This window comes from Lacipirellula limnantheis, from assembly GCF_007746075.1.
Classification (GTDB): Bacteria; Planctomycetota; Planctomycetia; order Pirellulales; family Lacipirellulaceae; genus Lacipirellula; species Lacipirellula limnantheis.
In genome coordinates this window covers 5,963,834-5,989,618 of record NZ_CP036339.1, presented here as the reverse complement: position 1 = coordinate 5,989,618, position 25,785 = coordinate 5,963,834, and the positions used below count along the sequence as shown (strand labels likewise).

General features: G+C 59.8%; 25 protein-coding genes and 1 pseudogene. 7 read left to right on the top strand and 19 right to left on the bottom strand.

Annotated elements, in window-relative coordinates:
* Positions 1-30: 30 nt before the first annotated feature.
* The 6 genes from I41_RS23355 to I41_RS23330 form a co-directional block, all read right to left on the bottom strand.
* On the bottom strand, positions 31-1,719 hold the full coding sequence (locus tag I41_RS23355) for an FAD-dependent oxidoreductase (protein ID WP_145435403.1): 1,689 nt from the start codon (positions 1,717-1,719) through the stop codon (positions 31-33).
* Between the two features lie 114 nt (positions 1,720-1,833).
* Positions 1,834-2,577 carry a peroxiredoxin gene (locus I41_RS23350; RefSeq protein ID WP_145435401.1) on the bottom strand — a complete coding sequence of 248 codons (744 nt, stop codon included), beginning with the start codon at positions 2,575-2,577 and terminating at the stop codon, positions 1,834-1,836.
* Between the two features lie 51 nt (positions 2,578-2,628).
* Positions 2,629-2,976, bottom strand: a complete 348-nt coding sequence (locus tag I41_RS23345) for a hypothetical protein (protein ID WP_145435399.1) — start codon at positions 2,974-2,976, stop codon at positions 2,629-2,631.
* Positions 2,977-3,021: 45 nt separating this feature from the next.
* Positions 3,022-3,630, bottom strand: coding sequence for a rhodanese-like domain-containing protein (locus I41_RS23340; protein WP_145435398.1), 609 nt, complete (start codon positions 3,628-3,630; stop codon positions 3,022-3,024).
* Between the two features lie 79 nt (positions 3,631-3,709).
* Entirely contained in the window at positions 3,710-4,027 is a 318-nt protein-coding gene (locus I41_RS23335) for an ArsR/SmtB family transcription factor (protein WP_145435396.1), read from the bottom strand.
* Positions 4,028-4,347: 320 nt separating this feature from the next.
* Positions 4,348-5,178, bottom strand: a complete 831-nt coding sequence (locus I41_RS23330; protein WP_145435394.1) for a hypothetical protein — start codon at positions 5,176-5,178, stop codon at positions 4,348-4,350.
* 934 nt (positions 5,179-6,112) lie between these two features.
* Here I41_RS23330 and I41_RS23320 point away from each other — a divergent pair.
* A complete protein-coding gene (locus I41_RS23320; RefSeq protein WP_145435390.1) occupies positions 6,113-7,243 on the top strand; it encodes a hypothetical protein in 1,131 nt (376 codons plus the stop codon).
* A gap of 78 nt (positions 7,244-7,321) precedes the next feature.
* Here the strand turns inward: I41_RS23320 and I41_RS23315 are convergent, their stop codons facing one another.
* From I41_RS23315 to I41_RS23300, 4 genes are all read right to left on the bottom strand, one after another.
* A complete protein-coding gene (locus I41_RS23315) occupies positions 7,322-7,525 on the bottom strand; it encodes a hypothetical protein (protein WP_145435388.1) in 204 nt (67 codons plus the stop codon).
* 504 nt (positions 7,526-8,029) lie between these two features.
* The gene (locus tag I41_RS23310; protein WP_145435386.1) at positions 8,030-8,905 is read right to left on the bottom strand and encodes a carbohydrate-binding family 9-like protein; all 876 of its coding nucleotides are present in this window, start codon (positions 8,903-8,905) and stop codon (positions 8,030-8,032) included.
* 169 nt (positions 8,906-9,074) lie between these two features.
* Positions 9,075-9,473, bottom strand: coding sequence for a hypothetical protein (locus I41_RS23305; protein WP_145435385.1), 399 nt, complete (start codon positions 9,471-9,473; stop codon positions 9,075-9,077).
* Positions 9,474-9,555: 82 nt separating this feature from the next.
* Entirely contained in the window at positions 9,556-10,524 is a 969-nt protein-coding gene (locus I41_RS23300; RefSeq protein WP_210421048.1) for a DUF1559 domain-containing protein, read from the bottom strand.
* 338 nt (positions 10,525-10,862) lie between these two features.
* Here I41_RS23300 and I41_RS23295 point away from each other — a divergent pair, with 338 nt between their 5' ends.
* On the top strand, positions 10,863-11,402 hold the full coding sequence (locus I41_RS23295; protein WP_168207109.1) for a transposase: 540 nt from the start codon (positions 10,863-10,865) through the stop codon (positions 11,400-11,402).
* 30 nt (positions 11,403-11,432) lie between these two features.
* Here I41_RS23295 and I41_RS23290 read toward each other — a convergent pair whose 3' ends face one another.
* The 4 genes from I41_RS23290 to I41_RS23275 form a co-directional block, all read right to left on the bottom strand.
* Complete coding sequence (locus I41_RS23290; protein ID WP_145435381.1) at positions 11,433-11,951, bottom strand: hypothetical protein; 519 nt, start codon at positions 11,949-11,951, stop codon at positions 11,433-11,435.
* Positions 11,952-12,848: 897 nt separating this feature from the next.
* Complete coding sequence (locus I41_RS28695; protein ID WP_391524811.1) at positions 12,849-13,082, bottom strand: hypothetical protein; 234 nt, start codon at positions 13,080-13,082, stop codon at positions 12,849-12,851.
* Between the two features lie 299 nt (positions 13,083-13,381).
* A complete protein-coding gene (locus tag I41_RS23280) occupies positions 13,382-14,062 on the bottom strand; it encodes a YqjF family protein (RefSeq protein WP_246133894.1) in 681 nt (226 codons plus the stop codon).
* A gap of 460 nt (positions 14,063-14,522) precedes the next feature.
* Positions 14,523-15,014 carry a glutathione peroxidase gene (locus I41_RS23275; protein ID WP_246133893.1) on the bottom strand — a complete coding sequence of 164 codons (492 nt, stop codon included), beginning with the start codon at positions 15,012-15,014 and terminating at the stop codon, positions 14,523-14,525.
* 296 nt (positions 15,015-15,310) lie between these two features.
* Here I41_RS23275 and I41_RS28690 point away from each other — a divergent pair.
* Positions 15,311-15,487: pseudogene (locus I41_RS28690) on the top strand (NAD(P)-binding protein); the annotation flags it as partial.
* Between the two features lie 93 nt (positions 15,488-15,580).
* Complete coding sequence (locus I41_RS23270) at positions 15,581-16,324, top strand: NAD(P)/FAD-dependent oxidoreductase (RefSeq protein WP_246133735.1); 744 nt, start codon at positions 15,581-15,583, stop codon at positions 16,322-16,324.
* Between the two features lie 544 nt (positions 16,325-16,868).
* On the opposite strand, the gene I41_RS23265 is transcribed toward I41_RS23270, so the two are convergent.
* Positions 16,869-17,093 (bottom strand): hypothetical protein, encoded by a 225-nt coding sequence (locus I41_RS23265; protein ID WP_145435372.1) that lies wholly within the window; start codon positions 17,091-17,093, stop codon positions 16,869-16,871.
* Positions 17,094-18,050: 957 nt separating this feature from the next.
* Between I41_RS23265 and I41_RS23260 the strand changes: the two genes are divergently transcribed.
* On the top strand, positions 18,051-18,641 hold the full coding sequence (locus I41_RS23260) for a hypothetical protein (protein ID WP_145435370.1): 591 nt from the start codon (positions 18,051-18,053) through the stop codon (positions 18,639-18,641).
* A gap of 776 nt (positions 18,642-19,417) precedes the next feature.
* On the top strand, positions 19,418-19,672 hold the full coding sequence (locus I41_RS23255; RefSeq protein WP_145435368.1) for a hypothetical protein: 255 nt from the start codon (positions 19,418-19,420) through the stop codon (positions 19,670-19,672).
* Between the two features lie 63 nt (positions 19,673-19,735).
* Here I41_RS23255 and I41_RS23250 read toward each other — a convergent pair whose 3' ends face one another.
* From I41_RS23250 to I41_RS23235, 4 genes are all read right to left on the bottom strand, one after another.
* The gene (locus I41_RS23250) at positions 19,736-20,482 is read right to left on the bottom strand and encodes an SDR family NAD(P)-dependent oxidoreductase (RefSeq protein WP_261342498.1); all 747 of its coding nucleotides are present in this window, start codon (positions 20,480-20,482) and stop codon (positions 19,736-19,738) included.
* Between the two features lie 75 nt (positions 20,483-20,557).
* Positions 20,558-21,616: a phosphotransferase family protein gene (locus tag I41_RS23245; RefSeq protein ID WP_145435365.1), complete on the bottom strand. Its 1,059-nt coding sequence runs from the start codon at positions 21,614-21,616 to the stop codon at positions 20,558-20,560.
* Positions 21,617-21,794: 178 nt separating this feature from the next.
* A complete protein-coding gene (locus tag I41_RS23240; RefSeq protein ID WP_145435363.1) occupies positions 21,795-22,598 on the bottom strand; it encodes an SDR family oxidoreductase in 804 nt (267 codons plus the stop codon).
* A 41-nt stretch (positions 22,599-22,639) separates the two neighbouring features.
* The gene (locus I41_RS23235) at positions 22,640-23,869 is read right to left on the bottom strand and encodes an acyl-CoA dehydrogenase family protein (protein ID WP_145435361.1); all 1,230 of its coding nucleotides are present in this window, start codon (positions 23,867-23,869) and stop codon (positions 22,640-22,642) included.
* A 469-nt stretch (positions 23,870-24,338) separates the two neighbouring features.
* On the opposite strand from I41_RS23235, the gene I41_RS23230 reads away from it, so the two are divergent.
* The gene (locus I41_RS23230; RefSeq protein ID WP_145435359.1) at positions 24,339-25,730 is read left to right on the top strand and encodes a GntP family permease; all 1,392 of its coding nucleotides are present in this window, start codon (positions 24,339-24,341) and stop codon (positions 25,728-25,730) included.
* Positions 25,731-25,785 lie beyond the last annotated feature (55 nt).

Below are 25,785 nucleotides of genomic sequence, written 5' to 3'. Positions count from 1 at the left end.
ACGCGTCCCATGAAGCATGGACGCCGAGGTCTAATGGATTGCTGCTTCCAGGTTTGGAAATGTGGTTCGCTGCATACTTTCGGCAGTACCGCCAGCGCTTCGCATCGATTGGCAATAGGTCAGATAGCCGCCGCTGAGGTTGGCGACGTCGTAGCTGGCTTGCGCGAGAATCCGCGTGGCCAGATAGCCACGCTGGCCCGATTGACAGTAGGCAATGGTCCGTTGGCCTCGATTGACTTCGCCGAGCCGCTCGCGCAATTCATCGAGCGGCAGATTCACGGCGCCCGGAATATGGCCGCCCTCAAATTCTGTTCGCGTGCGGACGTCCAAAACGGACGCTCCGGCGAGATCGGCTAGGTGCGCGACCTTCCCATCCCCGCGGACGACGGCGGCCGCGATGAAACCCGCCATATTGATCGGGTCCTTCGCCGAACCGAACTGGGGAGCGTAGGCCAGCTCCGCTTCCTCCAAATCGAACACCGTCATCCCGGCCTGAATAGCAATCGCCAGCACGTCGATCCGTTTGTCGACGCCGCTCACCCCCACGGCTTGCGCGCCCAAGAGCTTGCCATTCTCCGGATCGAACAGCAGCTTGAGCGACATCCGCTCCGCGCCGGGATAGTAGCCGGCGTGGTGCGTCGGATGCAGATAAACCTTCTGGTAGTTGCGAGCCGTCCGCTGGAGCGCCTTCTCGCTCATCCCCGTCATGGCGGCCGTCATGCCGAACACGCCGACGACCGCAGTCCCCTGAATGCCACGGAAGGAACTCGGGCGGCCGAAGAGATGATCCGCAGCGATGCGACCCTGCCGATTGGCGGGTCCCGCAAGCGGGATTTGAATGGCGTCGCCAGTGATAAAGTCGCGCACTTCCACCGCGTCGCCGACCGCATAAATGTCGGGATCGCTCGTCTGCATGTGCTCGTTGACGCGAATCCCGCCGCGCGGGCCGATTTCCAGCCCCGCTGTCACGGCCAGGGCATTCTCCGGCCGCACGCCGACGCTCAAGACCACAAAGTCGGCGGGCAGTTCCCGTCCGCCCTTAAGCTTCACCGTCAGCCCCGCGCCGCGTTTCACGAACTCTGCGGCCGAATCACCCAATAGCAACTCCACGCCCTGCGACCGGAGGTGCTCAGCAATCGGCGTCGTCATTTCGCGGTCCCACGGCGGCAGGACCTGATCGTTGAGTTCGACCACGGCCGTCCGCAGGCCGCGACGAACAAGGTTCTCGGCCATTTCAAGGCCGATGAATCCGCCGCCGACCACCACGACCTGCGCCGCCTTTAATGCGACTTCATGCAGGCGGTCGGCGTCGCGCATGTCGCGCAACGTATAGATGCCCGGCAAGTCGATGCCCGGGATCGGCGGCCGCAATGGCGAGGCCCCTGGCGAGAGAATCAGCTTATCGTACGACTCCTCGTAAGTTGTGCCGTCGACAAGGTTCTTGATTGTGAGCCGCTTTCGCTGGCGATCGATCGCTTCGACCGACTGTCGCGTGCGAACGTCGAGCCGATGCCGGTCGATCAGCATCTGTATGGGCGCCACCAGCAGTTTTTGGCGGTCGGCAATTTCGCCGCCGATGTAATAGGGCAGCCCGCAGTTAGCGAACGAGGGATCGTGTCCGCGCTCGAACACGATGATCTCAGCCGCTTCCGAAAGCCGGCGAGCCCGCGCCGCCGCGGAAGCCCCGCCCGCCACGCCGCCGACAATTGCAATCTTCATGGGTTACTCCCGGGAGCGGGTGCTCGACAAATCGGTGACGGCCGCAACTTGATTCCATGGCCCCTTTGGCCAAAAAAAATTCCCATGCCGCAGGCGTCCGTAGACGAGCGAGTCTCAACTTGCGGTTGATAGGTCTTCTTCCGCCTCGCGCTTGCAGAAGTACCAATCCACGCAAGCAGGATCGCCAGCCGTCACGCGCCGGTCAGCTTCCGCAGTGGTCTTCGGGGGCGGAACAATCACTTCGGCGCCGGGGGTCCACCCCTCGGGCGTGGCGACCTTTTGCCGATCGCTCGTTTGCAGCGCCTGCACGAGCCGCAGAATCTCAGCGACGGAACGGCCGTTGGACATGGGGTAGTAAAGCATCGCCCGCAGCATGCTTTCCGGGTCGATCACGAACACGGCGCGAACGGCGGACGTGTCGCTGGCTCCCGGTTGCACCATACCGTAGGCATGCGCGACGCGCATCGAGAGATCTTCAATGATCGGGAAGGGAATCTCGACGCCAAACTTCTCCTTGATGTTCCGTGCCCAGGCAATGTGCGAAAACACGCTGTCGATTGAGAGGCCGAGCAAATCGCATTCGATGGCCTGAAAGCTGGGATGAGCCTTGGCGAACGCGATGAATTCGGTCGTGCAAACCGGAGTAAAATCCGAGGGATGCGAGAACAGGACGAGCCACCGGCCGCGGTAGTCGGTTAGTTGATTTGGGCCGTGCGTCGTAAGTGCTCGAAAGTCGGGCGCCAGTTCGTTGAGCCGCGGGGCGGCGGCAGCAGTCGTGATGGCAGGCTCATTCGCTGGTCGCTCCGCCAGCGATTGGCCCGTCACGATTGACTCGCGTTGATGCTTCTGTTCGCACATCGTTGTGTTCCTTTGTTTGAACGCGGACGTTCTCTTGTGTTTCGTGAAGCGTTAGGCTGCGACCCGCGGCGCCGCGACGGGATTGAGTGGCCGCGCGACGAGGGCGCCCGCGACAATTGACAACGGCGTGGTCGCGACTGCCTTGTCCCCATCGTCCAGCACAAACGAGGCGGCGAGCCAAGCGCCCAGAATTCCGCAGCTGAACGCAACATGGGGATTCATCGCCAGTCGCGACGCCCACTCCACGCCAAGCATCGCGGTGACGAAGAATGTGACGACCCCGCCCAGCAATGCGCCCGCTGCGGCGCCCGCCAGGGCGACCGCAGGGTTAAACGGAAATCGCGCCGGCGACCCGACGTGAGCGCGACCTGCCAGTTCGAAGCGGTTATTTGTCTTCATGGCCATTTTGTCGGTGAGCGGGGGGAGGCGAATGGGACAGACGTGCTAGACTTGGCAACTCGATGAAACTTGCTTCGCGTGGTTCGCGGACGCTGCCGAGGTTTCGGGCCGCGGGCCCGATGCGTCGGCGACCTGATTCCACGGCATGCGCGCTAGCACCATCCCCATGCCGCAGGTATCGGTGATGCCTGCAAACGTCAGCCCGGCGCCCACGAACGCAGCCAGTCCGATCCAGGCGGGACTCACGAAATAGCCGAGGGCGGCTCCCGTAACGACCAACAGCCCAGCGGCGATGCGTACCTGTCGCTCAAGCGAGATCGCCTTCTTGCCCCGCACCACCGGCAGCGCAGCCTGGTCCCAAGCTTGCGTTCCCCCCTCGACGTTGACCACGTTCGCGTAGCCTGCTGCGAGTAGCTTCTCGCAGGCCTGCTTGCCGCGACCGCCCGACCGGCAGATGACGTACAACGGCTGGGCAGCGCCGCTCCGACCCGCCGCAGACGTCGCTGACCCTAACTGTTCCAGCGGCACGTTGCGGGCAAAGCTCACATGCACCTCTTGAAACTCGACAGGGGTGCGGACATCGATCAACTCAACGTCCGCGCCGGTTTGCACGATGTCATGCAGCTGCCGGGGGGTAATGGTCGAGACGCTCATGGCTTGCTCCTTGGCACGATCGCGCTCACGATTATTAGAAACATCGGAATATTACGATATATTAGGGGAAAAGAAAGAACTACCTGCTTGCGGGGGTGACCCCAAAGCGATCCTCAATGCACTTGAGAATGCTCTTCAAATGAGGCTCCGCAACCCGGTAGTACACCTTCCGTCCCTCCTTTTCACTGGTAAGAAAGCCGCAGCGTTGCATTAGCCGCAAATGCTCAGAAGCCATGGGAGTCGGCAACTTGCACGCCGCAGCCAACTCGCCGACGGCATACCTTCCCTGAAGCAACATCTGTACCATCCGTAAGCGGTGCGGGTGAGCCAGTGTGCGGAGGCATTCCGCCGCTTGGGCCAACGCCTCTAATTCGGTTAGTCGCAACTTCACGGCCATATGCTTTCGTTCTCCCTGCTACACTCAAATATATCGACAGTTTCCGATACGTCAATAACTTATTCGCCGATTTTCCCTGCAACGGAGCACGACGCTGGCGCCTCGTTACCCTCGCCGCTGGTCGGCAATTTCGCAGTGTGGGCGACAGGCGGGTCTGGTACTGCATCACGGCGCAATTTCGCAGGGGCAAATCGGCGCCCAAATCACCGAATGTGATGCCTCGCAAGCCAGCCCCGCATCTGGCAGCCGGTGGGGGCCGCCTAGCGGTCGAATGCAGGCTCATTGAAGGGCTGCAATTCGGTTCATTTGTGATTGGCGAGTTATTCTTGTCGCGCGGGCTTAGCTGCGTTGCGGTCCTTGTACATCATTGCGATTGCGCCGGCGGCGGCGAGTCCGAACGCTGCGGGCTCGGGGACGGCGCTAACTGTTGGCATCAACCCCAGGCCCCCGCCGTAGTTCCGTTTCCAGTCGAACAGGTCGAAGGTCGAATAGGTCGTCCCTAGTCCGCGCTGCCACCTGAGAAAGTCCGCCCCGTCAACGCGCAGATTGCCGTCGAAGTCGCCGGCAATGGGGCCGATTCCTACATCTCCGGTCGCGATGCCAACGCCAAGCTGATCCTCGTACGCCCAATCTTTCAGCAGCATCGTGCCGGCGGCATTGTCGACGTCGAGGCGGAGCCATCCATAGTAGAGATTGGTCGGACCGATCGGAAACGCAAATCCGATGAACGCGTCAGTGACATCGTTGAATTGTGACGCGGGCGCGAGCGCCCCGTGCGCCAGTGTTCCCTGCCACAGTGAGCCGATTGTCGTCGCGTTGACGGCGGCGCCGCGGGGTAAATCTGAGATGTAGTCGTCGCCGGCGCTGAATCCAGCTACTTTGCCTGGCGAGTAGGGGATGTAGAGCGATTGAAACACGTTCCCGTTGGCGACATCGTTTTGCAGGACAATGTCATCGTAACCATCCCCCTCGAAATTGACGTTGATCGGTTGCTCAGAACCCAGTGCGACTTCAATATAACCCACGTAGTAGTGGATCGCCGCTTCAGCGCAATTGCAGCACATAGACATCGCCGCGCCCGCCGCGAGAACGCATGCCAAGCGAAGCTTCGTCGTCGCGAGTCGCTGTTGGCGCAAGTTTCGTGCTTTCATGTTAACTCCCCCTCCGCGAACAGATGGCGGCGAAAAAACTCGGTGTGAAGAGCGGCGACGGCAAGCCTATCACTGCGGCGCGGCGGAAGCGGTCGATCGATCCTGTGGTTTCGGTGTCCGCATCGGCGCAGTGTCACTATGGATAGAGCCGAAACGGGAACGAGCATCCGCCATATCGACACGCGTCATGGGGTCGATCGCCGGCAAATACTGATCCGCCGCGCACTGGGGCCGCGGACGGTTTAGACCCCGAGTCCATTCAACCCGCGATGCATGTCGCGAGTAGATCTCCGCCTGCCAAATCATCCACTGCGTCATCAATGGGCGTCGAGATGTGCGGAATACGTTTTCAACCACCGCCACAAGCGCGCCATAGTGGCACACTTTCTGGGCGGCCACGCAACGCCACGCGCAGCGGCACGCGAATTCGTTTACACGCACAAAAAAGTGCAAAGAAAATGCAATTCGATGGCGTACTTGAGGCACCTATTTGACTCCTCTTTATAAGCTGACGCGGCGCTTGCGTATGATCCAAGTCGCTGGGCGTTACCATGTCGGCGCAGCCTTCGTTGGCTCGATCACAACGAAGTCGGCAACGGTCACACTTTTCGGCAACTAATCATCGTCAAATCGCCGCGTCGTGAGTGAGGAGCGTGGACTTGCTTCCATTGATCGTTGAGGCGACTTGACCCGTCGTGCGAGTAATCACATGGGACGAGTTCGACAACGGCAAGAATCTTCTCAGTCCGCGGATCGAAGATTGGCCCTCAAGGTAGGGGCCTTTGCGGCGTGCGCGGCGAGCCTACAGTTTTTCCTCCCGGGCGGCTATTCCGCGACGCCTCGCGGCAGCGACGCCATTTCGACGGCGCCGCGTGCTGCCCAACTGCAACAGTCTGAGCCACGAGCGGCCCAAATCCAACCGCCGTCGCGTCCTGTGAAGCGTCCCACGCAGCAGAAGCAACAGCCGACGAATGACGCATACGTCGTGTTGGGGTTTAACGATCTTGGCATGCATTGCATGAACCAGGATTTTTCGCAGCTGTGTATCCTGCCACCCTTCAACTCGCTTCACGCGCAGGTCATTCGGCGGGGTCGCGAGCCGCGGATCGTCACGAGCGGGGTGACCGTCAACTACTCGATTCCAAACAATACGTCGTCGGTCCAGAAGACGAACTTCTGGCAGTTTGCGCCGCAACTTTTCGGTGTGATATTGCCGCCGGACGTCGGCCTGACGGGCCACGGGTTGTCGGGCTCCATGGCGCCGACCGGCGCCAACGACTGGGCCGCAACGGGAATTCCCGTGACGCCCATCGACGATCGAGGCTTTTTGAGTCCCTACAACCTTGCCAAAGTAGAGGTCGTTTCGCAAGGAAACGTCGTGGCGACGACTCGCCCTGTGGTTCCCGTTTCGTGGGAAATCAGCTGCAACGTCTGCCATGCCCCGGGCATGCCTGGGCCGATGGTCGATGCCGACATCCTGCGCAAGCATGATCTGAAGCACAACACAAGCCTCCTCGGCAACGGCCCGGTGTTGTGCGCGTCGTGCCACGCCGACCCCGCGTTGGGAACGCCAGGCGTCGTTGGCATTTCCACGATGTCGCACGCGATGCACAGTTCGCATGCCAACCGCATGCAGCCGCTCGCGGCGATGGGGGTGACGAACGCTTGCTATGCATGCCACCCTGGGTTCCAGACGAATTGTCAACGTGACGTCCACTTTGCCAAAGGGATTTATTGCATCCAATGCCATGGAGACATGGCGGCCGTCGGCAATCCGACGCGAACGCCGTGGGTCGACGAACCGACTTGTGCGGGCTGTCACCAAGCTCGCCAGCCGGAATTCGACTTTGAGGAGCCGGGCAAGCTATTTAAAGAATCGCACGGTCACGGCAACGTACATTGTGCGGCCTGCCACGGCAGCCCGCACGCCATTGGGCCGGCCCTGACGTTCCAGGACAACATTCAAGCCATCGAACATCAGGGGCACGCCGGCGTGATCAACAAATGCACCGTGTGCCACACGACGCCGCCGAGCCCGCAGTTCGAGCACCATCGAGGCGACTAGAGCTTAGCCAATCCCAAGACCAAGACGAGAACCTCCCTTGACGTAGAGCCGGTTCGGAAGGTCAGTACAAATCGTGAGTTAAAATCCGACAGTGTACGCATAGACCTGCCGCACGGCGTTGGCATGAACCACGTCCACAAGCCGCTCCAGATGCAATTCGACGCCGCCCTGCTTACCGGGCAGTAAGTAGGGCGGACCATCCCGCGGGCGGTCAGGGCAGCGCGAATAAACCTGCGTTCGCATTGCCTGACGGTACTCCTCCATAGTTGGTAGTGCGGGCATGGCAAGCTTCCCGGAACCTTCGTCCCAGCGCGAGCAACTTTTTGAATTGAATTACCGTTGAATCAACCGCATATGGCAGACCGCGATTGGATCGTCAATCAATGCAGCCACTACTTACGGAGTTCACGGCCCGTTCAGGCAGGCTGAGCCGCGGCTACCTTGCGAACTCGCACAATTATGGACGAACCGTACCGCTGCGGCAGCTTTCTCTAACGAAGTATTCCGCAGAATCGTCTTGCCCGACGGCTTGCCGCAATGCCGACATGTCCAGACTATGCGTTCTCAAAAAGCATCCAACCTGCTCCGACGGCGCCGTGTTTGGCGGCAGCTTGAGCCGCTCAAGGATCTCCTCGATTGGCACGCTGCTCTTTTCGGCCACCTCAGCGAGCGTCATGAATAAGCGAATGGCTTCCGCGTCACCGGACGCTGCACAGGCCAGCTTCCCTAGCCAATAGTTCCCAACCTTGGTTTCGAGGATGTAACAGCGATGGAGCAGCCGGGCGTTCAGACATGCTGCCGACGACGCATCATCATGATGGCCGCCAAAGCCCCGGCTGCGATCTCGAGCGCCGGTGGTTCAGGCACAGGCTCGCCCACAAATCGCAGCTTGTCGTAGATCTCATAGGTATGGAAACCATTAGTCACTCCGCCAGCTGGTGCAGAGGGATCGCCGCGCGTCGACATCATCAGCGCCGGCCCGCCAGGTACGTTTCGGTTATGGTAGTCGTAGCGGGCGCCGGTGAACGTCCATGTGGTCCCGACCTTAACGGCGGATTGGAACGACGCCAGCGGGATTCTCGCCTCAGCCGCCCAGCCGAGATCGGTATCCGACGCTGCATCAACGGTGCCGCTGACGAGGACGGCCGAGAGAAGCCCCGATTCCCAGGCGGCGCCTGGCGCGCCGAATCTCGACTCGAAGCGAGCGTCGAAATCCGAGCCAAGCGGACTCCATTCAAACTCGTGATAGCGAACCTGCGACGTCGATTCGCGGACGAACAGTTCGACCACGTCGCCCAGAAATAGCGCGGCGTCATGTCCGCAAGCTCCCGCCAAACTGCACGAGGAGCGGATGTCTGCGTCACTCGCCTGCATCGAGACATAGAGGAACAGATCGTCCCACAAGATCCGCATCGAGGTCTCGGCCGCGGCCGGTGCCCCTCCCGATCGATAGGCGAAAAACGGCCCGATCGCCTGGGCGGAAGACCAAGCGGAGTCGCTGAGGTCTCCGTCGATCGTCGGCGCGGCAGTCGTGCGTCGCGCCTCGTAAGTCGCCGGCGTGAACGCCGCCATGGCATCGTTTCCCAAACAGCTGGTTAGGAGGACGCTTCCCAGGAAAACCGTCAGACGCACAGTCGGATGCGATCGTGTTTGATCGGGCATGCCAAAGCACTCCTCAGTTGGTCTTGATCCGGTTGTCCGGAGTTATGGCGGCCCAACGCGGTCAACGCTGGCCCTGAACCCGCTCTCTTCGCAGAGCGACCCGCCCCGTTCGCCCGCGACCGCGTTGGGAACGGCTAACCGAGGCGTTGACTTTCACCCTGCAATACCGCTACGGTGTGAGATCGATCGGGAACTCGATGCGATCCATGGCGGCGTCGACCTTCACTTCAAGCTTGCTGTCCTCGCGATTCTGGTAACGTCGCGCGATAAAACTCTTGGCCGGCGGCCCGTCCGGAGTGGGAGGAACCTCCCAACACGAGACCAGCACTCGGTAAGTCCCCGGATACAAGCCATCGCCCGGCTGATACGACTGAGCGCTATACTCGCCATCGACAGCGAACTCCGCTTTGGCGGGGCGCGTCGGAAAACCAGCGGCGACCTCGACCGGCACAAACGTCAGGTCGCCGGCGCCCGGCATCTGCTTGCCTTCAAGCGTGACCGTCCCGTACACGGGGATTAGACCGCGATCTTCGCCGCACCCACAGGCGAGCATGAGCCAGGCCCCCATGCAAATCCTGTAACTGTAAGAGACAGCAGATCTAACGCGCCCTGAGTCGCCGAGGCGCCGAAGTAACAAGGCGTTTGGCATGCTAGTTACCGAGCAGCGACGCTGTTTCGCCGCCCGCTCGCGTTCCGAGTTGGTTGTAGGCGCGGTAATCGATCGTCTCATTGACATAGTGGACGCTGGTATCACCCATTACCAAATGGGCGCCGCCGAGATGCTCGCTTTTAAACCCGCTAGTTTCCCACCACCGCTCGCCGCGGCCCTTGTCGCTAATGCGAGTGTTCAGCGGAATCGAGGTCGAGGTGAGGGTAAAGTTCGTGGCGTACAGCGAAAAGAATACGCATTCCTCTGGTAGCGTCTCGCCGCACATGACGGTGTTCGACAGGCCGTCAGTCACCTTTTCGAACGACACCTTGGGCAAGTGATGCCTACCAAACATTCCCACGGAACTGCCTATCGGATAACCATTGCCCGCAGTGGTGCCGAAGTTGTTGCCTTGACAGCAATAGTTGTCATCACTGGCGATCTGTCCGGCCGGACAGAATGGACATTGATCGGGCATGGTAGGGCCCATGGAAGCGGTATACCACGTTCCAGCCGCGACGACCGGATTATGGTTGAATCGGTCGGTAAATATGGGCTCACTTGCTCGCACGCTGCTGGGGCAGATGAACGTTGGAACGACCTGCTTCACGGCTTCGCGATTAGAACTCGCGTCATTGAAGGGCTTGGAGAGGTTCAACCGATTGTAGGCGGCTTGCTGCTCGATGAAAGGAAAGGTCGACGTCGTCCAGAGACTGCCCGGCACGCTGCAGCAATCTGGCGAACCGGCGGGCAACGCGCCGTGGGCGTCATGAAAGTTGGTCAGCGCCACGCCGATTTGGCGTAGATTGTTGACGCAATGCGAACGCCGCGCCGACTCGCGGGCCGCTTGGACAGCCGGCAGCAGGAGCCCGACCAACACTCCAATAATCGCGATCACAACAAGCAGTTCCACGAGCGTGAAACCGCGTCGTCGCACCGAGGCGCCGCGTAAGGATTTTGAGTGATCCATTGAGAAGTCCGCACCCAAGCTTGAATGGCGGTCGCCTAGGGGCGTGGTGGAGTATAGTCGATCGGTGCTCCGCGCCCAAGTGAAAGCCTCAAACGTCGATGAGTCCGCGTCCTGAGCGGGCGTACCTAAGGTGAACGACCAAAGGCGCCAGTTCAACGCCATTCGCGCGAGAGGCGCTTTGCAAGCCGAAAACTGCGTATTGAGAGGGCCGCAGACTTCACGTCGGAATGTTTCGCCAGCGATGACCTCCCAAGGGAAACGTCAAGGCAAGTTGACCTTTGAGGACTTCGAGTTGGACGTCCAGGGACGCGTCGTGCTGTCCGACCGGTCACTCACCGGTGGGAACGAGCGTCGCGGAAGTGCGCTTCGGTGTGTCGTTCGATTCGGCCGTGTGTCAGGCGTGCCCGGGCCGAGACGATTGTTGCGCCGCTGCGGTCGGACGCAATGAAAGTCGCTGGCAATACGATCGCGACCGCGTGAAGCAACGGGCGCGACGGCTTTGGGACGCAAGCGAAGAGTTCCGGGACCGATTCTGCTGGCGGGCTGGCGGTGAGGCGACGATGTCGCGTTTCAAGCACCCAATGGGCCTGATCCGATGGCGCCTTCGCGGCATGGTAATCGTGACGGACGCAGCGATGTTACGCGCCTTGGGGCTCGCCATCCTTGGCGTGGCAGCCTATCGAGCGGAAAACGGGCAATCTGGTGAGGTGTTCCAGGCACTCGATACCCGAACCCAATCGCAAGCTCAACGGCGCTTCAAGATTCAATGGCTGCCGCCAACAAACTCAGCGTACATCCTCGAACGCGCTCTGGCCGAACGCAATTTCAACGCCCTTTGTGCCGCCGCGTCAACGTCTTGCAATTTCTCGACCCATTGAGACGCAGCCCAACGGTTGTCGGTCGATCGGTCAAGCGCCGCGCCATGAATGCCAAAGGCCGAGCACGAGTGACGCCAAGCTGACAATCGCCGCCGCCCAGAGGACGGAATAGATCAATCCATACTTCTGATGTAACGCTCCGAGCGCCTCCATCAGCCGTGAGATATCCTTCCCCTTGGTCATCACAATTCCTGCGAATCCGACGCCGGCCTGTCGAGTCCACAGGCCGACCAAAAATAAAAGCAGTCCGGCCAGCGCCAGTGAAATGGCTGAAACGGTGACCGGAGAGGACCAGAAGCCGCCGGAAACGGCTTCCTTCAACGCGCCAAGCTGTTCCTCTGAAACGCCAGCCTTCTGCGCCGCGGCAATCACACGCTGTGGATCACGGGCCAAAAACAGTGAAGCGACACCGTTGATCAGTTGCAGCAATCCAAAAAAACTCATCACAAAACCAACCAATGCCATCTTTCTGGCGAGACTTCCGATCAGTTGGTTCTGGGAATCGTTGAATTCAAATTCGCCAGCCGTATCGTTGGGTAAGGGGGACATGATTCAATTCCTTTCAAGTGGCGGATAAGTCGCCATGTGGTCTCAGCAGCAGATTAGCCGATAGAGGCGGCAACCGAAAGAACGACGCATTAAGCCGCAAACTGCACCGAATGGGCCCGTTGATGTTATGACATTCCTAAAGTTACGAAGTTGCCACGACCCGAGCATAGGTTTGGCGGAAGGATTCCGTGAGAGGAGGCATCGGCGCCGCCAGCGCCGCTTCATCATGGACCAGCGGCCGGCAGGTTGAATCATTGCGAAACGCACGAAACAGGTCGGCCACGATTTGCTAGTCGGAGCGACTTGGCAACAGCTGACCAAGTCAGCAAACCGTTGTTGGTCGTAGACAGAGGTCGGTTCTAGATTCCTGACGCCCATGCTCCGCTGCACGAAGAGCCGGCTTTGCGTTGGCTCGGTCACTTGCTTGCAGAAATTCGCGCGCCGAGCGTCGGTCTTTCCGCGAGCGAGTTCGACCTCGGCCTCAAGTCGTTCCGCGATGACCTCTTCCGGCTAGAACTTCGTTCAGCGTGCCAACCAAATGCTCTCCTACAAACGGCGCCCCAAGCTTGGATTCTCGTTACCGGAGCGGGCTGTTTTGACGGGGCTAGGTCAGTTCGAAGAAGAGTTCATGCGTGAGTTGCGAATTTTAAAGAAACGCATGAGTGCGATCAGCGCCCAGATGGCCTCGACGATCCCAAAAGGCCAAGCACCTTGCATAAATCCGTAAAATGAGCCGCAAATACAAGCGATGGCGAAGGCGAGTGTGAACCATGTACTGCGATCCTCCAACGCATAGCACAGCATTCCAGCGGTGAGGGCAAGCAGCCCGAAGATCGTCAGCCTGTCCACTATAAGTCGTATGCCCCCTCAGTAAGTGATGTTGATACGGCATGCCCGTCACCAGACAACGCGTTGGTGCCCCGGACGCGTGTGCACCACGGTTCCTCCGAGAATTGGTCGATGACGGGTGTATACGCGTCTTGGATGATAAACGACCATCGGAGACCGGTGGACATAAACTACCGGGCGCGGGGTGACGAAGACGGGCTGTGGCGCTACCACGACCGGAGCGTGCCATTGCGTGGCCCATTGGGCTTGGGCGCTTGACGCGACCGAAACGAACAAAGCCATTGCGATCAGGGATACTAGACGGCGAATCATCATGAATAGCGTCTCTGTAGGCAAAAACTCCAGACACCAGTTCCCGCCGGGGGCTCATCCACGCACCAGTTGGCTGGCTCTCGCAGACGACTTCACGAAAAACGAGCCCCAATTCTAACGCAGCTTCCGACTGCTGCAATCTTCGGTCGGCTATCAGAAAGTGCTGGAAAATACCTTCGACAGATTCAATTCTGAAAGATTCGACGTCGTGCAGCGTGCAATCGCCGCCATCCTTAAGCGATTCCTGCGATTTACATGCAGAGTCGCAATTATTGGACTCGGTCGAGCGTCCAAGCCACGACGTCAAGCCGACGACTGAAATGCAATACGGGTTCGGCGGCCGGCAATTCGATGCCCGCGGCAGTCGCCAGAGTGTTGGTTTCGAAGGCAGCTTCCGCCGACTCAAGCGGCCAGGGAGCGTGATTTATCTCCCCTCGCCACAGTCCACCGCGTGCATCAGCGGCGTACAGGCAGTAACGCGCCGTCAGCCAGCTTGCCAGAGGATCCTTGGCAATCGCGTCGCTTGGGCCGAGAGATCGGTAACGCACCGAAAATTCCGCTGGTTGATACAGTCGGTCGGTGCGGCGACTTTGATACTCGATCCAGCCATCGGCCGCGCGGGTCACCTGGATGCGTGCATCGCAGTAAGGCAAGTGAAAAGCACGTCGGGCGATGCGAACTGCCACGCGGCACGAGGCATCGAGCGTAAAAAACCAGACGCCTTGCTTGCTCCCCGCCGTCACGTAGGTGCGGAGGTTGAGCTCGGGAAACGTCGACAAGCCCGGAACTGGCGGCATCCAGCGGGGCCGGACGCCCGACATGCGAAACGGAACAACACCTAGCCAGGCTTGGCCGTTCAATACGTCTAGCTCGAGCCCCGCGGGCAACTGGCCGCGCAACAATTCGGGCGCGATGGGCCAATGAGCGAATAGCAAGTCCTCCCAGGTCATTCGCAGGGACCAAGGCCTGCGCGGCGCGGCCCATGTGCGCGTTGGCGATGCGAGAGTCTGCGCGGCGTTGCTCATCGTTTTAATTGTTCGGGGGGCGCCACGTTGCTTGGCCATTCTCGATATTCCTGACCCCTAATAAATCTCCTCCCGCAATCTGAAGGCCACAACTAGACGCCGTCCTCGAGCCGTCTTCCTCAACCGGTTGCAGAACAGCCGGCATCCCATCCTGCAACCAGACTGCATATATGATTCGCCGCAGATTAAGAATTAGCGTACGCCCAGCGCCTAACGCCTGATCGTACCGCCGGCTGTGAACTCAAAAGGTTCGAGCTCGGGGACTCGAACTTTCGATCGACGGCCCGATTGCCGCCGCCCACTTCCATGCATTCCATGCGTTCTGAAACAAGTGGACTCACGATAAGTTCACTCATGAAGCGGGCGGCGCACTGCCTTGAAGACGCTACGGTTTGGGATTCGACGCTGGATTTCTTGCCAACTCTTGCTCGATGAGCTTGATAATTTCCGGAGCGTCGGGTTTGGCGCCGGACCCGAACCGACCGACCACAAATCCTCTGCGATCAACGACGAACTTTTCGAAGTTCCAGCCGATCTCGCCAGCCCCCTTGGGCTTGGCGTCTAGCGATGTCAGCTGCTTATAAAGTTCGCAGGCGCCCTCGCCATTCACCTCGACTTTGTCGAACATGTCGAACGTCACGCCGTAGTTGGCACGGCAAAACTCCTTGATCTCCGGCGCTGTTCCAGGCTCCTGCCCTAAGAACTGATTGCAGGGAAAGCCGAGAATGGCAAGCCCTTGCTCAGCGTACTTTTCATGGAGCTGTTGGAGTTGCTCGTACTGGCCAGTGTACCCGCAGTGACTTGCGACATTCACGATCAGAAGTACTTTGCCGTCATATTGCTTGAGGTCAATCTCCTCGCCGTCCAACGATTTCATGACTGATCTGAGCACGGTCTCCTCCTGTGGAACGCCCTTCACAGGGGCAGCGCACCCTGGGACAGGGGCAAGGATCAACGCCACAAATAGCAGCTTCAGTGGGATGCTCACGGCAAATTGCCCCGTCATTGTTTTGTACCGACATCAGCGCTAGCGTAGAATATCGCCCTGCTTCGTGAATTATTCGTCGCTCGGCACGATTTGGATGCGTCGATTGCATCGACGGCGGCCGAAACCATGTCGGTGATCGTTCTAATCGAGCCCTCTGCGGCCGCTCGTCAACCCCGGAATCGGCCATGCATCGGATGGAGTCGGCGGGAGTCATCGGCGCTGGGATCGCGGGGCTCGCATGCGCTCAGGCTTTGCGTAGTGCCGGCGTGCCTGTCAGCGTCTTCGAAAAATCCCGCGGAGTCGGCGGACGGTGTGCGACTCGTCGAATTAACTCAACTGCGGGAGTTGACCACGGGGCCCAGTATTTTACGGTTCGTGACGCGAGATTCGCGGCCAAAGTCGAGGAGTGGTGCGCGGCCGGCGCCGCCGCATGCTGGTCGGGGAGGATCGTTTGTTTGGCTCGAGGAGTCACGGCCGAACTCTTGGAGCAGAATATTCGGTTTGTCGGCGTTCCGGGAATGTCCGCCATTGCCAAGTCGCTGAGCATCGGCTTGGACGTGCGGACCGAATGCGCGGTGCAAGCGATCCGTCGTAATGACGATCGCTGGCATGTCGAAGACGCCGAAGGAGCGATGTATGGTCCCTTCGACGCGCTGATCGTGACGGCTCCGCCGTTGCAAACGTTGGCGCTCGTAGGCGGTCATTCGACCATGATGGCCCTGGCACTTTCGCGCGTCCGCATGTCCCCTTGCTGGGCAGTGATCCTACAATTGAAAGAGATGCTGCAGGTTGCATTTGATGCAGCGTTCGTCCACGAATCACCGCTGGCGTGGATCGCCCGCAACGACAGTAAACCGCAGCGACAGACCGGAAATTGCTGGACGCTCCACACAACCGAAGACTGGTCTCTCGTTCATCTTGATCAATCAGCCGACGACGTGACGCGGACGCTAGTCGATGAGTTCTGGCGCACGGTGGCGCAACCCACGCAGTTGCCTGAGTTCGTGGCGGCGCACCGGTGGCGATACGCGAGGCCGATTGAGCCTTTGCCGCAGCGATGTTTACTCGATTCGGCGATTGGCCTCGCGGCGTGCGGCGATTGGTGTGGCGGTCCACGAATTGAGGGGGCTTTCTTAAGCGGCCTCGCTGCGGCCAATGGCTTGCTCGATGGAATTGGTGAGCGAGCGACTATCTCGTGATAACTGTCGGCGCTGGCACTCAGATGAGCGTCTGCTTGTCGTTGTCCGGAACTGGAACGGACTTCAGCTTATGTCTGGCTCTGTAGCCTGGGAGCAGAACCTCGCCGTGGGATTTCTCGACTACAATAGAATTTGCCGTGCCTGACGGCGAGGGGCGCGTATCACCATCAGGTGACGATTCGGGGAATCGCGTCAGCGAGGCCTTGAAGAGTTCAGATGGTCGATCGACTTCTTTGACGCCGACCAAGCTTGTGACGTCAGTAGTCATCTTAGATCAGCATGAGGCGGCGGACGGTAAGGCTATTGGCGGCAGCGGCGTCTTCGCTGATTGCCTGCGCTTGCAGCAGCATGAGATTTCCTTGCGGTGAGCGAAAAGTCACCTTGCGACTGCCAATCTGAGCTTCAATTCCGTCGGCGCGACGAGGCGTGATGTCTTATGCCGCCAATGGCGACCTCGGGTCGCTGAATTCGCATGCAGTCGATGTAGGGCACGAACGCCAAGCCTCAAAGCTCAACGGACTACAGATTTGCGGTTACGTCGGTCTCAACCCGATGCGCCGGGCGGTGCAGTACCGGACGAGTCGGCAAGCAATTGCCGAAATTCGGCGCGCAGCTCGTTCCGCAATTGATCTATCTGAACGGCGAGCTCATCGCGGAGCGATCTCTTGAGCCGCCGAAGCAGGTACGACCTCATTAGGAACGTGAGCGTACCCATCACCACCGTTGTGACGGTGATGCAACCGATCATGGCCCGCATGAGTTCTGACATGCCCGCTCCAGAACAAGGTGAACAAAGAAGTGAACGACCGACGCATTGCCGATGCGTAGCCTGGTGCGAAGTCGAGCTCGGCCATGACCTGCCGGTCGCAAATCATGCAAACGCGTTAGCGTGGCTGCTGCCGCTGCTGGCGGTCAATCGCCATTTTGACTATTCGCTGAGCCTTGCCAACCGAGTAAAGCTGGCAAGCGTCGCGAACGGCGTCGAGTCGGTCAAGCTAGATGCCATTGGCTGTGCTGGGATCTTCCGCGATCGATTTGGCATCAGAGAGAAGTGCGCGGTCGCTTACGGAGTCGCAGCGGATGCTGCGGCCGGCGACTTGGATCTGGCGCGAATTGTTGTATTGATTCACAAGTTCTCCAGGGGAAGACGGTATGGACGCCAGCAATATTGCACTGCCATCAGCTGGCCGCTATCCCGTCTCTTGTCATTACTCCGCTCGGATAAAGACCACTCCGTTATGAGTGACAATCGCTCGCCCTCCCAGCGTCCTGGCAAGGGCTTCAGTAGCCGGTCAGGGCGACAGCTTGGCCCTGGTCGGGGCGGCCAACCCAGGCGCAATCGCTTGAGGTCGGCGGCTCCGTTTCGGCAATCGCCGGTGCATCCATCCGATGGGCTGTGGGACGCCAACCGCGACGGCTCGCGGAGCGAGTCCACGCTCCTTCGGCGCCGCAGCTCGGGCCGCAGTCTGGCGGGATTTTCAGGCGTGGTCAGACGATCGGCGCCGGACATGATATCCGGCAGCTAACTCAACCTTGCGGGCGGCGTGCAAGCTTCCTGATGCAGCCATCTCAGCAGACGAAGCCCTGTGAACCCTCAGCGACTGGAATGAGACCAATGCCAACCCATCCTGGTCGCGGCGTACCTCGTGCACACAATTCGCTCGGCATTTGGTACGCTCACTAGGTATCAATCAACGAAAGCATCGCCAATGCGGGCAGTCAGTCTATGTCCAACGCGGAAATTCTCAGTGCGGCTTACCATGAAGCGGGGCATTTTGTCTTTGCATCAAATGAGATTGAGACTCCCACATGCATCGAAATGGAGTTCAACCCATCACTGTCTCGTTGGGTAGGCAAGACGCCGGCGCCGTTGACTGGTTCTTTGTCAGTCGAAGACCAGTTTGCGACAATCTTTGGCTATTGCTTTTCGGGCTGTTTTGCTCAGGTCAAGCACGCTATCGGTCTGCTCGATTCAGATGCGGCGATTCCATGGAACCAGGTGCTGAACTGGATGCTTGCGGCTGCGGGCGAACCCCTGCGGTTATCGTTGCCTAACGGCCAAAGCCTTATGGCTCCGGCGTGGTGGTTTGATGAAGCCGATGCCGACGCGTTCAAATACAGTGCGAATGTCGCCCAGTTCTACCTGCCGGATTTTGAGTCATATGGGGAGTACCTCCACCGGGCCGTTACGATGGCGGTCTCGTTGATGGAGGATGACCGGGCATGGAGCAAGATTGAGCGTCTCGCCATCAAGCTCGCCAGCTCGATACGCCAGCAACGCGCCCGCCTTGAAGCCGATGAGATTCCGCAGTGGTGATCCGTAAGCTCAGCGGAACTCGAGGCGGCCAATCATCTCTTCTGTTTTGTGCGTCCTCTAGAGTGCGGTGAGCTTCTTGATGAGGTACCGCAGATGTTTCCTTCGTCAACAATTTCCTGCCAAAAGTTGGCAGCATATTCAACCTATTCACCGCCGGTGGCGACTTTGTGGCTCCTGAATCGCTGAGTTTTGTATGTGCGCCGGCCGGTTTTGAGCACGAGGCGGGCTTTGACTGGCGGCGTCTTCTCGATCACCGTCAACGCCATGCCAGAAGCTGCCATTCTATGGCCAATAGGATTGGCAGCGAGTGCTGGGACTCTAGCCGGTGAAAAGCAGGGCTGGCTTGACGTCCTCCTAGCGCTTGGCCGACCGTTGATTCAGTCAGGCCTTAGCTGGTGCAGCTGAGGCCTGCGATAGCTCAGGACTCTCAGGCGGCGGCGAGAATCTAAGCCGCTATTCACCTCGCTACCGCGGAGTTCGCCAGCAATGACGTCCCGATCTAGGCGGCCATTAGTAGGCTGGCCGGGGAATTGGTATCCGATGCCATGCCAAGTGGTTTGCGATCGTATCAACGTCGATCAGGAAATCGGCTTTTGACACAACGCCGGCGAACGAATGACTTTCCGCGTAGTAGCGTCTTAACGATTCTTCAGGGGGGCTTTTCGCTTCACGGCCCCGCTACTTGGAACTGTCCAGAGAAAAAATCTCCGGGCTGGCGTCCGAACGGATTCTGAATGGAGGCCCCCCGGCGAGTCTCCTAAGCTCGCCGGGGGACAATGTTGGTTCGGATGAATTTTATCCTACTGAGCGGTCATCTCCAACACGATTTGGCACGCCATGCCTTAATTGTGAAGACGCCGGCGCCGTTGACTGGTTCTTTGTCAGTCGAAGACCAGTTTGCGACAATCTTTGGCTACTGCTTTTCGGGCTGTTTTGCTCAGGTCAAGCACGCTATCGGTCTGCTCGATTCGGATGCGGCGATTCCACGGAACCAGGCGCTGAACTGGATGCTTGCGGCTGCGGGCGAATGACGCCGTCTGTTTTTTGGAGCGGCTTGAGTATGAAAAACAGCCGGCCGATCGCGACCACGTCTTCTAGCAAGTGCTGCCGCCGTCAATGACAAACGTCTGCCCGGTGACATACGACGATTGATCGGACGCCAAATAAAGCGCCGCAAAACTGATCTCTTCAGGCAGTCCGATGCGTTGAATCGGCTGCGTTTCTCGCAGGTGCTCCATAAACTTTTCGTCTTCCCAGAAGTAGCGACTGAGATCGGTTTTGATCAGGCCCGGAGCAATCGCGTTCACGCGAATGCCGTGCGGGCCAAACTCGCGCGCCCAACTTCGCGTCATCATCAAGAGCCCTGCCTTCGTGAAGCTATACAATAGCCCGCCCGGTTGCGGCTCAAGCCCGGCGATCGACGCAATGTTGATGATCGAGCCGGCGGCGTTTCGCTCGATCATCTTGGGGACGATGAGATTCACTAGTCGCAGGCACGATTTGACGTTCACGTCGACCATCTTGTCGAGCATCTCGCCTGTCGCCTGGAGCGCGGGACCTTGTCCGATGTTCGTGGCGCTATTGTTGACGAGCACATCGATGGGGCCGAATCTTGCTTCCGTTTCGCGCACGACATCTTCGAGCTGATCGGGTTTGCCGACGTGGCAGGCGAGCGGCAAGACTTGGCCTGGCAGATCGGACAACTCCTGCGCGGCGGCTTCGAGAACCTCCAGCTTGCGGCTCGCAATCACGACGTTGGCTGAGGCCTCGGCGAAGCGGCGAGCGATTGCCTTGCCGATGCCTCGTCCGCCGCCAGTCACCAGCGCGACTTTGCCTTCCAGCGAAATGCTATTGCCGATGGGGCACCTCCGTGTTCTTGAGTGGTCGAGTGAACGAATGAACGACGACGGGGCGCGTTACGCTGCAATCTCACGCGCGGCCTGCCGCGCCAGACTTCGAACGCTGGCGTCGAGCGCTTCAAAGCGAGGATCATGGGTCAATCCTCGCTTGAAGCGTGCGTAGATTTGTTGGACGATCACCGCGATCTTGAACAGGCCAAAGACTCGGTAGTACTGCATGTCGGAGCTTTGGATGCCGCGGCGCTCGGCGTAGCGATCGATCAATTCCTGACGCGTCATCGCGCCTGGCAGCCATGTCGGACCGACGAACGACGCCGCCAGTTCCTCGGCTTCGGAGGCCTCGACCCAGTACCCTAGCGTCGACCCAAGATCCATCAGCGGGTCGCCGATCGTCGCCATCTCCCAGTCGAAGACGGTGGCGACGCGACGAGTATTGTCTGGATCAAAGGCGATGTTGTCGAACTTGAAGTCATTGTGAATGATCGCGACGCCGCTCTCGGCGGGAAGCTTCGCCGCCAACCACGCGGAGACGTCCCCCATCTCGGGAATCTGGTCGGTTTCGGCGTCGCCGTAGCGCTTGGTCCAGCCCTCGACCTGTCGCCGGACGTAGCCTGCCGGCTTGCCGAAGGTCTCGAGTCCCGCCTCGCGCGGGTCGATCGCGTGCAGGTCCGCCAGGGCATCGATGAGGGCTCCGCACATCTCGCGCAGCAATTCGGGATCGCGGGGCAGATGGGTGGGCCACTCTCGCCGCACGATCAGTCCGCGCCGCCGCTCCATCACATAGAATGGCGCCCCCAAAATTGATTCGTCCGTGCACAGCGCCAGTGGTCGAGGGGCGGCTGGAAAAATGGGACTTAATCCCGAGAGCACGCGAAACTCTCTTCCCATATCATGGGCCGACTTGACTTGATTGCCGAAGGGAGGGCGCCGCAGCACCCACTCTTCTGTTCCGCAGCGCAGCAGATACGTGAGATTCGAGTGTCCGTGTGGGAACTGCATCACGCTCAAGTCGCCCGAGCGGATAATGCCTTGCTCGCGAAGAAAGGCAGCGAGACCGTGCAGATCGAGCTCTTCGCCTGGACGAGCGGCGACAACTTCTGCTTCTCCGGTGGACATGATCGGTCAGTGAAAAGAAGAAAAGCGGAAAACGTCGATGCGAAAAGTCAGCGTGAGAGAAGAGAACGAACTCGCTTAGAGTGACTGGTTCCGCAGGAAAATGCAATTCCTTGCAGCAACGAACGTCTCGATTGCCGACTGAACCCAACGTACGTGAGATCCACTTGAGCGCTTTTGACTACTTTGGATCAACTGAACCTTGCCGACCGTCGTCCGGGCTGACGCGATCCCAAAGTCGACGCATGCCGCGCAGCCAGCGTTCATTCTCGCAGGCTCGATGCTCGACGTACGTGGCGACTTCGGCATGAGGAAGAATGAGAAACGATTCGTCGGCCAGACCTTGAACGACCGCATCGGCGACCTGCTCGGGCGTCAACGCAGCATCACGCAGCAAGTCGGCCGGCGCCGACTCGCAGTCATCCAGCATGCGCGTATGAACGCCTTGCGGGCAGAGACACGAGACGCGAAGACCCTGACGGTGGTACGTGATTGATAGCCACTCGGCAAACGCCACCGCGGCGTGTTTCGTCACCGAGTACGGGGCGGCGCCGATTTGGGTCAATAATCCGGCAGCGGATGCGGTTTGGAGGAGATAGCCTCCTCCTTGCTCGATCATGTGCGGGACGAGCGCCCGCGCCGCATAAAGGTGAGCGAGAAAGTTGATCTCCCAGGCGCGTTGCCAATCGGCGTTGCTCGCCTCAATGCCGCCATCCTGCATGACGCCGGCATTGGAGCAGTAGAGGTCTATCCGCCCAAATGTAGCGAAGGCGGAATCGACGAACGCTTTGACGTCCGATTCGCACGCGACGTCTAAAACGATTGGGGTGCCCCCGCACTCGGCGGCAATTTGCCGCGCCGGCCCTTCATCGCGATCGACGACGTAGACGCCGCGAGCCCCCTCGCGAGCGAATCGGCGCGCCAGCGCGGCGCCGATCCCCCGGCCCGCTCCCGTCACGACGACCACTTGATCACGAAGTTGCAAGGCAGCCTCCAATTCAGGTTGACCGGCGACGCTCCAAGGCGCTAGCCGTCGGCGCTCGGGCTCGACGGCGCCGACTTGCGCAGTTCCCACTTGGCGATCGCTTCGCGATGAACCTCGTCGGGACCGTCAGCCAATCGCAACGTCCGGGCCTCGGCCCAAGCCGCCGCGAGACCGAAATCTTCGCAAACTCCGGCCCCGCCGTGCGCCTGAATCGCTCGATCAATGACGCGCAGCGCCATGCTCGGCGCCACCACTTTAATCATCGCGATCTCATTCCGCGCCGCCTTATTGCCGACCGTGTCCATGAGATGCGCCGCCTGCAGCACGAGCAGACGCGCCTGTTCGATCTCGATCCGTGAATTGGCGATGTCGGCTCGAATCGTCCCCTGCTCGGACAGCGGTTTGCCGGCCGCGACCCGCGACGCAACGCGACAGCACATCGCCTCCAGGGCTCGCTCTGCCTGGCCGATCAGTCGCATGCAATGATGAATCCGCCCCGGCCCCAATCGTCCTTGGGCGATCTCGAAACCGCGCCCTTCCCCTAATAGTATATTGGAGGCGGGGACGCCGACGTTCTCGAAGGATATCTCCGCATGTCCGTGCGGGGCGTGATCGTATCCGAACACCGAGAGCGTTCGTCGAATCGTCACGCCGGCGGCGTCTAGCGGGATCAAGATCATCGACTGCCGCTGATGCGGCGGGGCATGTGGATTCGTCATGCCCATCAGGATGCAGATCTTGCATCGCGCGTCGCCGGCTCCGGATATCCACCACTTACGTCCGGTGATGACGTACGAATCGCCCTCCCGCGCGATGTGAGCTCGAATATTCGTCGCGTCGGATGAGGCGACGTCGGGTTCGGTCATGGCGAAGCATGAGCGGATGGTTCCTTCGAGCAGGGGCGTCAACCACTGCGACTTTTGCTCGTCGGTGCCGTAGCGGGCGAGCACTTCCATGTTGCCGGTGTCGGGAGCCGAACAATTGAACGCCTCGGGAGCGATCGGCGAGCGGCCCATGATCTCGCAAAGCGGCGCGTACTCAAGATTCGTCAGGCCGGCGCCATGTTCGCTCGCCGGGAGAAACAGGTTCCAGAGCCCTCGCTGACGAGCCTTAAGCTTCAACTCCTCCATGATCGGCAGCGGTTGCCAACGATCGGCGGCGTCGCGCAGTTGTTCTTGATACGTTCGTTCGTGCGGGTAGATCAACTCGTCCATGAACTCCAGCAGATTTCGCCGGAGTTGACTCACTTGCGGGGAGTCGTCAAACGACATGATCGAGTTCCAGTTCCCTAGACGCCATCGCTTAGTCGAACGACGGCAAGATGAGCGTATCCACAGGAGGAGCGGGCCTCGAAAAACCTCGCGACGCCGCATCTCCAGGCCGCCAGATTCTATCCAGACGAAGTCTATCACGACCGCGGCAAGTTGCCATCGGTTCGTCAACGCATCACTGGCTGAATGTCGGGATGCCTAGCAAGCGCTGGAACTCTTCCAGAATTGTGTTGCGGTCGCTGGTGCGCACCTTATACACTCTTCAGCAAGCGTCCGGCCGCTATCAACACTTTTCTACCATCTACCGCGTTTTGCATTGACGACGACGGTCGATTCCTGCGGCGACTCCGCTGAGGAACGCGTTCTAGCCAGCATGCGCAGAATCGATCGGATTTGCCGGCGCCGTCGTTGAAGCGGTCGGCGACAAAGCCTCTCTTTGCCAAGTTCTCCCCTGATTGCGAGCGTACCGATGATCGGACTTCTGGGGCTAGTGCTCTCGCTGCTGTTGTTGATGTACCTCGCGTATCACGGGGCGAGCGTCATCATTCTCGCTCCAGCGATGGCGATGCTGGCCGTGGCGCTCAGCGGAGAAGTTCCGCTGCTGGCGGCGTACACGCAGATCTTTATGCCCGCGCTGGGGAAGTTCCTGGCAAAGTACTTCCCGTTGTTCCTGTTGGGAGCGGTATTCGGCAAATTGATGGAACACTCGGGGTGCGCCCAGTCGATTTCCAACCAGATCACTTCGCTGCTGGGGCCTCGGCATGCCATCTTTGCCGTCGTGCTCTGCACGGCCGTGTTAACCTACGGCGGCGTATCGCTGTTTGTGATCGTGTTTGCCGTTCATGCGTTGGCTAGTTCCGTCTTTCAACACGCCGATATTCCGCGGCGGCTCATTCCTGGCGCGATCGCGCTTGGTTCGGGCACCTTCACGATGACTTCTTTTCCAGGGTCCATGCAGATTCAGAACCTGATCCCCATGCCCTACTTCAAAACCACGGCCTTCGCGGCGCCGGTGCTGGGAACGATGGGGGGGCTGGTGATTTTCGCACTCGGGATGCTCTGGCTAAATCGTCGGGCCAGTAGCGCGGCCTTGCACGGCGAAGGATACGCCTCGGGAGGCTACGGACCGAGCATGGCTCGCGCACCGGCCCTCGATGCGGGCGAAGCATTGCCGCCGTTTTTCCTCGCGATGGCTCCAATCGTTTGCGTATTGCTCGTCAATTTTGTGGCGGCCGAACTGTGGATCCCCCATTGGGAAGCAGCGTACTTGGCTGAGCCGCTGTTTGGCGGGGTGAAGATCGCCGACGTCCGCGGCATCTGGTCGTCGGTCATCGCCATGCTCACGGCCTGCACCGTGGTGATCGTCGGCTCGGCGCGGTGTCGTCGACGGCTGAACGAGATCCTGAAGGGAGGCGCCGCTGATTGTTTGTTGCCCGTGTTTAACGTTGCTTCGGAGGTCGGCTACGGCGCCACGGTCGCTGCGCTGCCAGCGTTTACGGTGATCAAGAATGCATTGCTCAACTTTGTGCCGCACAACCCGCTCATCTCCGAAGCAGCGGCGATCTCAGTGCTCGCCGGGATTACCGGCTCCGCGTCGGGCGGTTTGAGCATTGCCTTGGAAAGCCTTGGCTCGACCTTCTACCAACGAGCTCTCGAAAACGGCGTCAGCCCCGAAGTGATGCATCGCGTGGCCTCAATGGCTTCAGGCGGACTCGACTCGTTGCCGCATAACGGAGCCGTGATCACGTTGCTCACCATCTGCGGTCTCACGCACAAGCAGTCCTACTTCGACATTGGAATCGTCACGGTCGTCATCCCGCTGATCGGCATGGGGCTGGTAATTGCGCTGGCGAGCTTCTGACGACGGCGCACGTAGCGTGCGCAGTCTCTGGCTTTCAGCAGCTGATCTTACCGTT